The sequence below is a fragment of the Bacillus sp. DHT2 genome (assembly GCF_026241455.1).
GTDB classification, from domain to species: Bacteria; Bacillota; Bacilli; order Bacillales; family Bacillaceae_G; genus Bacillus_A; species Bacillus_A pseudomycoides.
On sequence record NZ_JAPHWH010000001.1, the window covers coordinates 543,634 to 556,234 of the forward strand.

The window sequence follows — 12,601 nt, forward strand, 5'->3', positions numbered from 1 at the left end:
TATTAAGGGGACAGGGAAATGCAGTATGTTTTTGTTTATGGCACTTTAAGAAAACAACAAGCAAATGCCCATTATTTACATGAGGCAACATGTATAGCTGAAGAAGCATGGACTCATGGGAAACTATTTGATACAAATCAAGGTTATCCTGCAATGATTCTTTCGAGTGATAATAAGGTATATGGAGAAGTATATGAAGTAAGTGATGAGATTTTAAAAAAGTTAGATGAACTTGAAGAATATACAGGTAATCCAGAAAAAGATTTATATGATCGGATTACACAGACCATCTATTTTGAGGATAGAAGTATAGGGGCATATGTCTATATTGCACAAAATGACGGGATGTTACAGAGACTAATAATTACTGGTGATTGGGCGAGTTATCGAAATTGAATTGATAAGGGAAGTAAGGAATTATCCCGTATACATGCATCGTTGCAATTCTTTAGAAACCAATTCTAGTTCATCAGAAATCGATAAATTTATATCAAAAACGCCATTCTTTCTGTATATTTCTACAAAAAGAATAGCGTTTTTTTTCATTATGTGGATAGAAATTTATCCCGCATTAATGGGCAGTAAGACCCCCACCTCAAAATTCAGCGAAAGCAAAGAAGTTAGCTGGGGGATCAACTGCCCGTAAAAGCCCGATTCGTTCAACTAATAATCAGTGGGGGATGAAGACAACCCCCACTGATTAAAGTTTCACTTTATATTATCTTGATAGTGATGGGGCGAGACTCCATTATGTTAAATCGATAATATAATGATACAATTGACAAAATACGCGATATTGTTATAATGGTACACTGTTATATAGGTAACAAAATATTGTTTTTTTAGCGAGAAGGGTGTGTAATTATGAAACAACATAATGAAAAAATGAGTGGAAAAGATCAAAAAATTAAAGTTGAACGTGTACAAACTGGCATTAGAATGGAAAAAAGAATGGTAAAAGTTTTGAAAGCGATGGCAGAGTATCATGATATTTCACTAGGCGTTCTTCTTGAAAGAATAGTTCTTCATGCTTTTGAAAACAAACCTGTATTTAGCCAAGAGAGTCTTGAAAAGGTTAAAGCTATAAAAGAAGTTTATGATATGGATTATGGTTTAGAAATCAGCCGTAGGTGGAATGATTCGGAAAATTAGAGTGATTATTTTTAAGTGCATTATCATCTAGATTTCTTGAAAACAATCCGTGAAATAAAGAAGCTAAATAAAATTATCAGGAGCGATATGAAATGAAATTTAGTACATTAACAATATTCGACAATTACCCCGATCAATTATCCCGAACTTCTAGACAATTCTATAATGAGGTATTGGAGCAAGCCATTCGGGCTGAAGAAATGAATTTTGACGGAGTATGGTTTACAGAACATCATTTCTCAGATTTTGGTATTAATCCCTCTCCAGCAGTTCTGCTCGCTGCGGTATCTCAAAGGACGAATAGAATTCGCCTTGGTGTGGGTGTTTCAGTACTTCCATTACACAACCCTATACGAGTTGCTGAAGATTATGCGATGGTTGATCTTTTATCAAACGGAAGATTAGATTTGGGGTTAGGTAGTGGATATGCACAGAAGGAATTTGATGGTTATAATATTTCATTGGAGGACAAAACTGAGCGTTTTAACGAATCTCTAGAAGTGTTACGTAAGGCGTGGTCAGGTAAGCCTTTTTCCCATCAAGGAAAGTTTTTTCAATACAATGATCTTAAACTTAATGTCCAGCCAATACAAGCTCCGTTTCCGCCTCACTGGATTGCAACCTCTAGTGAAAAAGGTGTTAGTCATGTTGCTAGTATGGGAAGCAATTTCATGGGCCTTGGGTTTAGTAAATCACGGGATGAATTAGCAAAGCTGATTGATACATACAAAAATATGTATCTGAAATCAGGATACGGTAATCCAGAAGAGTTGGAAATCCCTGTTGCATTTCATGTTCATGTTGGTGAAACATATGTAGATGCTGAATCCAATGCAAAAGATCCTTATCAACTATTTATGAATACTCCGCGTGGGACGAATATCTCATATGAAGACCTTAAACATAAATTCAATCCAGTAATAGGAAGTCCTGATGAAGTTATTAAACAAATTCAGTCCTACAGGGAAATAGGTGTTACGAATTTTATGGCAGTAATGAATTTTGGTGGATTAGAACATCATAAAGTGCTTTCATCCTTAGACTTATTTGGCAAGTATGTAGTTCCAGTATGTAAGTGAAAAATTGATAGGACCAATTACACTTCAAAAAAGATGGTTTTATTTACTCCGACTGGGAATTAATAGCTTAATAAGTGAATTTAGCATATAAATTTCATATTTGATGGCGATGGGATTTTATTTATGCCTTTATCTATTTTATCAATGAACATTTTTGTACGAATGTTTATCGTATAAAAGAAAAAAATTAAATAATGAATAGTGAAAAAAGGCGGAATTTTTTCTTGTATTCTTATATTTTAGAAAATTCCAGCTCGAACTATTGACTTTATAAATGTATTTTTTATACAATTGTATCTCGACTGAAAAATTCGAACGGACAGGAGGGAATCAGCATTATGAGTACTATATTTGAAGAAGAATTACAGCGGATGAAAAAAACTTTATCTACAATGGATGAACAACTAGACAAATTGGAAAAAATTCCAGTTTACTATGGCGAGGATTTTAAAGAACAAATACTTGAAAGTATGAGGGAGTCAAATCGGCAAAACCTACGTATTGGTGTGCAAGAACCATACTTTGGGCGATTAGATTTTCAGGAGGATGGACAGCCAGAACCAAACCCGATTTATATTGGTAAAGTAGGTGTTTCTGATGAAGAAACGATGAAACCAATTGTTATTGACTGGCGCGCACCTGTTGCTAGTATGTTTTATTCGTTTACTGGTGGTGAAGAACTGGCTTTTTATCATTCACCAGATGGCTTAGTAGAGGGCGATGTGTATTTAAAAAGGAACATTGCTATTCGCAAAAGAGAACTGGAACGTGTTGTTGATACATATGTAAAAGGAAGTGAAGATGTATCTCTTGCAGATGATTTCCTTCTATATCGATTAGGTGAAAACAAGGATAATAAATTAAAAGATATCGTTTCGACGATACAATCTGAACAAAATGACATTATTCGTGCAGAGAAAAACATGCCATTATTAATTCAAGGGGTTGCAGGAAGCGGAAAAACAACAATCGCTTTACATCGCCTTGCTTTTTTAATTTATGAATATCGCGAGCAGCTAGAGGCAGAGAGAATGATTGTATTTGCTCCAAACAGTTTGTTTTTAGATTATATTTCTAGTGTACTTCCTGAACTTGGTGTAGGAAATATTAGGCAAACAACATTTCAAGATTGGGCGCTAAATACATTAGATGATGCGGTGAAATTGAAAGATACTGACGAAAAGTTGAAAGAAGCTTTTTCGATAAATCGCGATGATAAAAAGGTTATGCTCGGTAAATTAAAAGGAACGATGAAATTTAAGTCATTTATTGAAGAAAATATTGTTCAATTTGAAAAGAATTTATTACCAACAAAAGATTTTGAGGCATGGGATAAAGCATCTATTACAGTAGAAGAAATTAGAAAATGGATGCAAGTGGAATATAAGCACTATCCATTAAGGAAGCGTAGAGAAAGATTAGTCGGCCGAATAAAGCGCTGGATTGAGATTGAACTTAAAAAGTTTGAAGGAACAAATGAGAAAAAAGCATTAAAAAAAGAAGCTACAAAGAGATTAAATGCCTATATGAAATTTTGGCCTAAAATGAGCCCGTTATCATTTTATAGTTCGATGATGAAGCAAAAAGAAATATTGGAAGTTTTACCTGAAGAACTTGTTCAGGAAACAGAAAAAAATTGTCGTAAAAAAGAAGTGTATGTAGAAGATTTAGCACCTCTTATTCATATTCACCATCGATTAGCAGGTATCGAAATCGGGCAAAAATTCCACCATGTTGTTATAGATGAAGCACAAGATTTTTCACCATTCCAAATTTATATATTAAAAGAAATTACAATGGGTAACTCGTTTACGATTTTAGGTGATTTATCGCAAGCAATATATGATTATCAAGGGATTGAAGACTGGAATGACTTTAAAGAAGTATTTCAAGAAACCGGTTATTATGAACTGACGAGGAGTTATCGTTCTACAAAAGAAATTATTGAATTTGCAAATGAAGTCATTAAAAATGCTGAAATTCCAGTAGGGCTCGCAACCCCTGTTTTCCGTAGTGGTGAGAAAGTAAAGGTTATTTCTACGGACAATCAATTTGCCGCAATTGTAAAGACTCTACAACATATGCAGAGTGAAAATGTGAAGACGATTGCTGTTATAGGAAGAACAGATGATGAATGTCGTGATATATATGAAAAGTTAACAGCTACAGGAATCACTGCTAACGTCATCGAAGCAAACCAAAGTAAATATGAGGGTGGTATTTCAGTTGTACCTGTGTATTTAGCAAAAGGGCTAGAATTTGATGCGGTACTTCTTATCGATGTTGATGAAGTACATTATAAAGGTACAAAGCATGATGCGAAACTATTATACGTTGGCTGCACGAGATCTCTCCATGATTTACGGATTTTCTATTCTGGGGAAGCATCACCTTTAATTCAAGGAATACAAGAAGAGTTTTATGAAAGTAAATAATAGATGTTTCAAGAGGATTTTCAAGTAATGGGGTAGCACCCCATCGTCATCAACCTAACGAAATTAAATACCCCAAAAACGAAAATTTTCTTTCTCTACAGTTAGTTCTTTTGAGAATGCAGCGTATTTTTTAGTTTTAGAGAATAATGAATTTCTTAACTTAACGGCTATGAGTGCTATCTCCTATAGTGAATATTTTTTTTAAGCGTTTCAGGAACAAACATAGGCTGTGGAGAAGACTTTCTCCACAGCCTAAACTTCTTAATAGGAGCAGTTTTTAGTATGTCTTGAGTAAAAACTTTGATCTCTTCATGTATAAACTCTGATGAAATACGATTCCTGATTTGTTTCCTCCACAATCCATTCTGCCATCATATAAAGTAAAAAAGAGATAAGAACACTGTATGAAGTATAATTTCTCTCCTCGAATATATATTCTTAGCCCACGTAACCGGCTACTAAAAGAATTACCTTCTTCAACCGTTTTCCTTTAAAATATCTCATTCATTATAAATATTAATTTTTTCTAGAATGATTGAATTTAAATAACGAATTATCGACATTAAATTATGTAATTTTGCATAATGTTACATAAATTCGGCATTTTCCCTTTTTTTTGACAAGAATAGACAGTATACTTTTTACAAGTTTAATATTTCAGAAAATTATACGAGGTGAAAAACATGAAAAATAAAAAAACATTAGCTACAGTTGCATTAACAACAGGATTAGCTATAACAACTGTAACACCATATGGACTAGGTCATGCAGAGGAAACAGATCAACTACAAGTTCAAATGCAAGAGGATTCGTTTCGTACAGGTGAACTTACACGACCATCACAAAAGGCACCAGAAAATGTAGTAAAAGATGCTCTTAAGGAGAAGACAGAGCAAGCTTTGTCTCCAAAACAAGTTAATGGAGAAACGGGAGTAGATTATAAGGTTCTTCAAAAGCGTGGTTCTTATGATGGAACTACACTTGTGCGTATGCAACAAACATATGAAGGAAAAGAAGTATATGGGCATCAATTGACTGCACACGTAGATAAAAAGGGTGTTATTAAAAGTGTTTCAGGAGATAGCGCGCAAAATTTAAAACAAGAAGATTTAAAGAAGCCTATTAATCTATCACAAGAAGAAGCGAAACAATATATTTATACGAAGTACGGTAATGATATCAAGTTTATTTCTGAGCCAGAAGTAAAGGAAGTTATTTTTGTTGATGAAAATAATGGACAAGCCAGCAATGCATACCAAGTTACATTTGCTGCTGCAACACCAAACTATGTATCTGGAACCTATTTAGTGAATGCTCATAATGGTGATATGTTAAAAAATATGGTACAAGAATCAGATTTAAAAGCAAGTGAAAAGCTTGTTGGAGCCTTAAAGGAAAGTAGAAAAAGCAATCTTACATCATTAACTGGAACAGGAAAAGATGATTTAGGTATATCTCGTACATTTGGTATTTCTAAACAAAGTAATGGGAAATATGCACTTGCTGATTACACTAGAGGGCAAGGAATTGAAACGTATGATGTGAATTACAGAGATATTACTAAAGAGGAAAGCTATTACCCTGGTACACTAGCAACTAGCACTTCAACAACATTTAATGATCCAAAAGCGGTAAGTGCTCATTTCTTAGCAACAAAGGTATATGATTTTTATAAAGATAAATACAAGCGTAATAGTTTTGATAATAAGGGACAAAAAGTAGTTTCAGTTGTACATGCCTGGGATTCTGAAGATACAAATGATCCGAAGAATTGGCAGAACGCATTAAGTGCTAATAATGGTAGCATGCTTGTATATGGAGATCCTATTGTAAAGGCATTTGACGTAGCAGGACATGAATTTACACATGCGGTTACATCTAGCGAATCTAATCTTGAATATTCCGGAGAATCTGGTGCGATTAACGAGGCGTTATCTGATATTATGGGAACAGCTATTGAGAAATATATAAACAAGGGGAAATTTAACTGGACAATGGGAGAACAAACTGGATCAGTTTTCCGTGATATGGCAAATCCATCTTCAGTTCCTTCTTCAACTGGAGTACCGTATCCAGATGATTATAGTGAATTTAACGATTTTAATGGATGGGATAATGGAGGTGTTCATTTCAACTCAAGTATTATTAATAAAGTTGCGTATTTAATGGCAAAAGGTGGCACTCATAACGGTGTAACTGTAAAAGGTATTGGCGAGGATAAAATGTTTGATATTTTCCATTATGCAAACACTGATGAATTAAACATGACTTCTGGTTTCTCCGAATTGAGATCGGCATGCCTTCGAGTTGCAGCAAATAAATATGGGGCGAACTCAACTGAGGTTCAAGCAGTTCAAAAAGCTTTTGATGCAGCAAAAATTAAGTAAGTAAGAAATATAGTTCTTATCCGTATTGATGGACTCAACACATAATGGTTGTATAAGCAAGAGGATAGGCCAGGTTCTGCTATTGTTTCGACAACATTATGGAAAGTTAGATAGTACCTTAGGTACTATCTAGCTTTTTACAGAATAAAATGTCGGAAAATTTGTTTTTTGTTATAATATTAATATAATAGGATGAAGAATATTATGGATACACATATAATAGCAAAAGAAGAAATAATAACATTATTAAGCAGTTGGTATAATGCAATTATTTCTCAACATATAATAAAAGCTAAACACTTAAAAGAAGAGATTGATAGAAATATTCATAGTATTGAAGAAGACTCTAATATCTCTATCTATTATTCCCTACTTAACTTTAGATATAATTTACTGGTTTGTGATATAGATGGTTCTAAAGACTGTCTAGAAAAGATTGCTCCATTTCCAGAACAAACCGAAACATTTTTAAAATATTATTATCATTTCTTCAAAGCTATTTATGCAATTTCAGTTGGAAATCATAATGAAGCTAAAGAACAATATGAGAAGGCTGAAAAACTCTTAGCAACTATTCCAGATGAATTAGAAAAGGCTGAATTTGATTACATGTTTGCAGTATTCCATTATCAATCCTTAAACCCGTTGTTGGCTGCTAAATATGCTAATAAGGCAAAAGAGGTATTTTCGAAGCATACAGGATATGAAATGAAAGTTGCTTCCTGTCAAAACACCATAGGACTTGCTTGTACTAAACTTAGGCTGTATGAAATTGCTGAGGAAAATTTCATTTCAGCTCTTAGAATATTTGAAAAATATGGCGAAGAACAACTAATAGCTAAAGTGAAACATAATTTAGGATTATTATATGCTGATCAAAACCTTTCAGAGTTAGCGATTAAGTATTTAAAGGATTCCTTAAAAAATAACCCTAAAACTATGTTTTTATTAGCTAGGGAATACTATAAGTTAGGAGAAAATTTTCTTGCTGCAGATCTAATTGAACAAGGATATAACCTTACAAAACTTAAAGAATATAAGTGCCATTTTGCTATCTTAAGAGAACTGAATAAGGGAGCAGAGATTGAGGAACTAGAGAAAGTTATTATGACAGGAATATATTACTTCAAGAAAGAAAATCTATGGGGTCATGTAAAAGAATATGCTTCAATTCTCGGAAGTAAATTCTATGACCTAAGCAATGATGAAAAAGCCAGTAGATTCTTTCACATTGCCCTAGATGCTGACAAAAAAGATTTGGAGAAGGGAGCCTAAAAATAATGAAAAAAGTACTTTTAACTGTAATGATTTTTACAGGGATTTTATCTTTTGGTGTTGCTAATCAATCTATTGAAGAGCCATCAGCTAAAGCTAATCTACTTTGTTTAGATCATGGAGAAACTATCTAATTGAAAAAAGAGAGTGCCTTTTTTGGAAAAGGGACTCTCTTTTTTCAATTATTTTATTATTTATGATTCACATACGTATCAAACTATAAGTGGATATATCCAGCTGTAATACGTTGCGCCTCCATTAAACGTTTTCCGGTCACCGGTGTTACTTCAACACGCCGTTTATTCCGCTATTTGTGGGCAGTAATACTCCCGCCTCAAAATTCTGCGAAAGCATTGTCCAGCTCTAGCGGCTAGAATCTCTGGTCGTTGCGCCCTCTCGGACGAGGCAAAAAGCGCCTCTCTGTCGGGGCTCTAACGTCCTGCGATTCTGAGCGAGCCGCTTACGCTTTTCTAAAGAAGCTAGGTGGGAGATAAACTGCCCGTAAAAGTCCGATTGGTTCAACTAATAATCAGTGGGGGATGGAGAAAACCCCCACTGATTAAAGTTTCACTTTATCAGCAGCGTCTTGTGATACAGTGGCATCTATAAACAACTCTTTCGTCTTATCATGAACAATTAATGGGAAATCAGCTTTTGCACCAACTGCAGAAGCGTGAACCTAGTCTTCTGGATTTACACTTTTCCAGTTCAAATAGCCATTTCCATCTTTTACTTTATAATTGTCTTTTACAGTATCGACGAAGTTTTCATATTTTGAGTGTAAGGCAACTGGAAGTGAAACATTAGTAAAGTTTGCTGCATGCATAGGTTGATTAACATCTCCTAAATAATGAAGTGATAATCCTAAATAGAAAAATGCATTTTTCAAATCGTTATGGGAAGTTAATTAGATCCATCTTATAAAATAATAAAGATGATAAAGTAATAGGAATGCTGTTTTAATAATCTATTTCTTAATATTGCTGTCTATAGCAAAAATGTTCATTTTAATTACAACCTAAATAATAATAGATTGGTAAATATTATATCACTGTGCCCCGTTTTTACACGTATCTCGGCTGAACCCCTAGAAGAAAATTTCCCCTGTAATGTTTATGGAAAATTAAATTACTATTCATAAGATAATAATAGTATGAGTTATTTATGGTTGATATGACTATATTTATATGTAATTGTGCATTTCCAAATAAAGTAAAATTATATATGAAGTACCATTAAATTATATTAAAAACATTTTTTAGCAAGAGATTAATATAGATCAATGAAAATCACTATATTTTAGGTTTAATTATCATAGTATAATTATTTCACTTAGTGAAGCGATTAATAGTATTTAACTTTTTTTAATATAATTTTTTTATATTATAAATATAAAATATCTGAATTATTAAATATAAATGATGGAATTTTATTGTTTACTTATTAAAAACATAGTGTTTAAATGAGGGGGAAGTAAGGTCCTTACATTCTATGAGAAGTAAATAATAACCAGAGTTTAACACTCTATCCGAAAGAATTCTCCTTCCTCAAGCGTGTGCAAGGAGAGAGCCTAGCGCTAGGTCGTTCAAGATATATGAATAAGATTGTAAAAAGACAATAGTAAAGAGGTGTACTGAATGAAAAATAAAATAATTAAAGGATTTTTAATAACATCCATTGTTACTGGGGCAGCTATTCCTATCAATACTCTCGCAACGCCAATCGTTAAGGCAGAAACGCAACAAGAGAACACGGATATTTCCTCATCATTACGAAAATTAGGTGCGCAATCTAAATTAATCCAAACATATATAGATCAAGCTTTAATGAGTCCTAATGTACAGCTAGAGGAAGTTCCATCTTTAAATACGAACCAATCCCTAATCAAGAAAGATATGACAGAATGGTCATCGGAACTTTATCCAAAATTAATTCTATTAAATTCAAAAAGTAAAGGATTTGTAACTCAATTTAATAGCTATTACCCAACATTAAAACAGTTTGTAGACAATAAAGAAGATAAAGAAGGGTTCTTGGATAGACTTGAAGTTCTTCAAGATAAAGCTATGACAAACCAAGAAAACGTACAACGTCAGATTAATGAATTAACAGATCTTAAATTACAGCTTGATAATAAACTTAAAGATCTCGATACTGATGTGACAAAAGCACAGGGTGTACTAAGTTCAGAGGGAACAGGGAAAATAGACCAGCTAAAAAATGAATTACAAAATACCCAAAAATCAATTCAAAATGATTTACAACAAATAGCATTGTTACCGGGAGCTTTAAATGAACAAGGACTTACTATATTCAAAGAAGTCTATAATCTTTCAAAAGATATCATTGAACCGGCTGCCCAAACAGCGGTGGCAGCGTATAATAAAGGAAAAGAAATTAACAACTCTATTTTAGAAGCAGAGAAAAAAGCAGAGCAAGAAGCGAAAGAAAAAGGTAAATCTGCTTTAGAGATTGAAGCTGCCAAAAAAGAAGCTCGTGAAGCAATTGAGAAAAGCAAACAAGCTGAAATAGCTGCAGCTGCAGTTACAAAGACAAAAGAGTATAACCTTACGAAAGTTATTGACCCTGAAAAAATTAAAAAAACATATAGTGCCTTCGCTGAAGTAAATAAACTAACAGCAGAGCAACGAGCGCATTTAGATGATTTAGAGACACAAAACCAAAAATTTTATGATTTAACAAAGAACCTAACAGTAGCAGATTTACAAAAATCTATGCTTCTTATTATGCAAAATGATTTACATACATTTGCAAATCAAGTAGATGTAGAACTTGACCTACTAAAACGCTATAAAGAAGATTTGGGTCTAATCAAAAATAGTATTACAAAATTATCTACTAATGTTGATACAACTGACCAGCAGTCTCAAAAGGATACATTAAGACAATTAAAAAATGTAACAAGTTACCTTGAAGAACAAGTTTATAAGTTTTAATATTTCGAATTTAATAAAAATAATATAGAGATTATAAGAATCTATCAAAAAACTGAGAAGGAGAATAGTTATGAAAAAACTTCCATTTAAAGTGCTAGCTGTAGCCACTCTAGCAACATTTATAACTGCTACGAACGGTAACACTATTCATGTACTTGCCCAGGAACAAACCGCTCAAGAACAAAAAGTAGGAAATTATGAATTAGGGCCTGAAGGGCTGAAGAAAGCATTAGCTGGAACAGGATCTAATCTTCTTGTAATGGATTTGTACGCAAAAACAATGATTAAACAACCAAATGTAAATTTATCCAATATTGATTTAGGTTCAGAAGGAGCAGAATTAATTAAAAATATTCACCTTAATCAGGAACTGTCACGAATCAATGCGAATTATTGGTTAGATACAGCGAAGCCGAAGATTCAAAAAACAGCACGTAATATTGTAAATTACGATGAACAATTTAAAAATTATTACGATATATTGGAAGCTGCTGTACAAAAGAAAGATAAAGCAGAGTTAAAAGAGGGCATAAATGATTTAATCACTACAATTAATACAAATTCAAAAGAAGTTACAGAAGTAATTAAGATGTTACAAGACTTTAAAGCAAAACTGTATGACAATTCTATAGGGTTTAAAAATAATGTTGGTGGCCCAGATGGGAAAGGTGGATTAACGGCACTATTAGCCGGAAATAATGCCCTAATTCCACAAATTCAAGCTGAAATTGAGAAGCTACGTTCTACTCAGACAGAGCATTTTAACAATGTATTAGCATGGTCAATCGGTGGTGGATTGGGAGCAGCCATTTTAGTTATTGGAGCTATTGCAGGAGCGGTAGTAATTGTTGTGACTGGCGGTACAGCAACACCGGCCGTTATTGGCGGACTTTCGGCTCTTGGTGCAGCTGGTATCGGTTTAGGAACAGCAGCTGGTGTCACGGCGTCTAATCATATGAACTCTTATAACGAAATTTCTAAAAAAATCGGAGAATTAAGTACGAAAGCCGATCTTGCTAGCCAAGCAGTTATTTCGCTTACTAACGCGAAAGCAACTTTGACAGATCTGTATCAAACAGTGGATCAAGCAATACTGTCTCTAACAAGCATCCAACAACAATGGAATAAAATGGGGGCCAATTATACAGATTTACATGATAATATCGACTCTATGCAAGAACATAAATTCTCTTTAATACTTGATGATTTAAAAGCTGCTAAACAAAGCTGGAGTGATATTCATAAAGATGCAGAATTCATTTCGAAAGACATCGCTTTTAAACAAGAATAGAACTTACAATCAAAACCTATATTGG

The 12,601-nt window shown here is 33.5% G+C and carries 9 protein-coding genes and 1 pseudogene; 9 read left to right on the forward strand and 1 reads right to left on the reverse strand.

Annotated features, from left to right (window positions below):
• Positions 1-18: 18 nt before the first annotated feature.
• The 7 genes from ORL93_RS03010 to ORL93_RS03040 all read left to right on the forward strand — a co-directional run bounded on the left by ORL93_RS03010 (position 19) and on the right by ORL93_RS03040 (position 8,462).
• On the forward strand, positions 19-396 hold the full coding sequence (locus tag ORL93_RS03010; RefSeq protein WP_097794899.1) for a gamma-glutamylcyclotransferase family protein: 378 nt from the start codon (positions 19-21) through the stop codon (positions 394-396).
• 468 nt (positions 397-864) lie between these two features.
• A complete protein-coding gene (locus ORL93_RS03015; protein WP_003197969.1) occupies positions 865-1,152 on the forward strand; it encodes a hypothetical protein in 288 nt (95 codons plus the stop codon).
• Between the two features lie 92 nt (positions 1,153-1,244).
• Positions 1,245-2,231, forward strand: a complete 987-nt coding sequence (locus ORL93_RS03020; RefSeq protein WP_097794898.1) for an LLM class flavin-dependent oxidoreductase — start codon at positions 1,245-1,247, stop codon at positions 2,229-2,231.
• A gap of 338 nt (positions 2,232-2,569) precedes the next feature.
• Positions 2,570-4,666 carry a HelD family protein gene (locus tag ORL93_RS03025; RefSeq protein WP_097794897.1) on the forward strand — a complete coding sequence of 699 codons (2,097 nt, stop codon included), beginning with the start codon at positions 2,570-2,572 and terminating at the stop codon, positions 4,664-4,666.
• A 683-nt stretch (positions 4,667-5,349) separates the two neighbouring features.
• Complete coding sequence (locus ORL93_RS03030) at positions 5,350-7,053, forward strand: M4 family metallopeptidase (RefSeq protein WP_097796077.1); 1,704 nt, start codon at positions 5,350-5,352, stop codon at positions 7,051-7,053.
• 204 nt (positions 7,054-7,257) lie between these two features.
• The gene (locus ORL93_RS03035; RefSeq protein WP_033797826.1) at positions 7,258-8,328 is read left to right on the forward strand and encodes a Rap family tetratricopeptide repeat protein; all 1,071 of its coding nucleotides are present in this window, start codon (positions 7,258-7,260) and stop codon (positions 8,326-8,328) included.
• Between the two features lie 5 nt (positions 8,329-8,333).
• Positions 8,334-8,462 carry a hypothetical protein gene (locus ORL93_RS03040; RefSeq protein ID WP_006095044.1) on the forward strand — a complete coding sequence of 43 codons (129 nt, stop codon included), beginning with the start codon at positions 8,334-8,336 and terminating at the stop codon, positions 8,460-8,462.
• A 437-nt stretch (positions 8,463-8,899) separates the two neighbouring features.
• Here the strand turns inward: ORL93_RS03040 and ORL93_RS03045 are convergent.
• Positions 8,900-9,226 (reverse strand): annotated as a pseudogene (locus ORL93_RS03045) (zinc dependent phospholipase C family protein); the annotation flags it as partial.
• Between the two features lie 739 nt (positions 9,227-9,965).
• Here ORL93_RS03045 and hblC point away from each other — a divergent pair.
• Positions 9,966-11,285, forward strand: coding sequence for a hemolysin BL lytic component L2 (gene hblC / locus ORL93_RS03050; protein WP_018780622.1), 1,320 nt, complete (start codon positions 9,966-9,968; stop codon positions 11,283-11,285).
• A 70-nt stretch (positions 11,286-11,355) separates the two neighbouring features.
• A complete protein-coding gene (gene hblD / locus ORL93_RS03055) occupies positions 11,356-12,576 on the forward strand; it encodes a hemolysin BL lytic component L1 (protein WP_018765647.1) in 1,221 nt (406 codons plus the stop codon).
• The last annotated feature ends 25 nt before the right edge of the window (positions 12,577-12,601 follow it).

Excerpts from the sequence above, each read along its gene's own strand:
- ORL93_RS03010 (WP_097794899.1), top strand. The coding sequence starts at position 19 with ATGCAGTATGTTTTTGTTTATGGCACTTTAAGAAAACAACAAGCAAAT.
- ORL93_RS03015 (WP_003197969.1), top strand. The coding sequence starts at position 865 with ATGAAACAACATAATGAAAAAATGAGTGGAAAAGATCAAAAAATTAAA.
- ORL93_RS03020 (WP_097794898.1), top strand. The coding sequence starts at position 1,245 with ATGAAATTTAGTACATTAACAATATTCGACAATTACCCCGATCAATTA.
- ORL93_RS03025 (WP_097794897.1), top strand. The coding sequence starts at position 2,570 with ATGAGTACTATATTTGAAGAAGAATTACAGCGGATGAAAAAAACTTTA.
- ORL93_RS03030 (WP_097796077.1), top strand. The coding sequence starts at position 5,350 with ATGAAAAATAAAAAAACATTAGCTACAGTTGCATTAACAACAGGATTA.
- ORL93_RS03035 (WP_033797826.1), top strand. The coding sequence starts at position 7,258 with ATGGATACACATATAATAGCAAAAGAAGAAATAATAACATTATTAAGC.
- ORL93_RS03040 (WP_006095044.1), top strand. The coding sequence starts at position 8,334 with ATGAAAAAAGTACTTTTAACTGTAATGATTTTTACAGGGATTTTATCT.
- hblC (WP_018780622.1), top strand. The coding sequence starts at position 9,966 with ATGAAAAATAAAATAATTAAAGGATTTTTAATAACATCCATTGTTACT.
- hblD (WP_018765647.1), top strand. The coding sequence starts at position 11,356 with ATGAAAAAACTTCCATTTAAAGTGCTAGCTGTAGCCACTCTAGCAACA.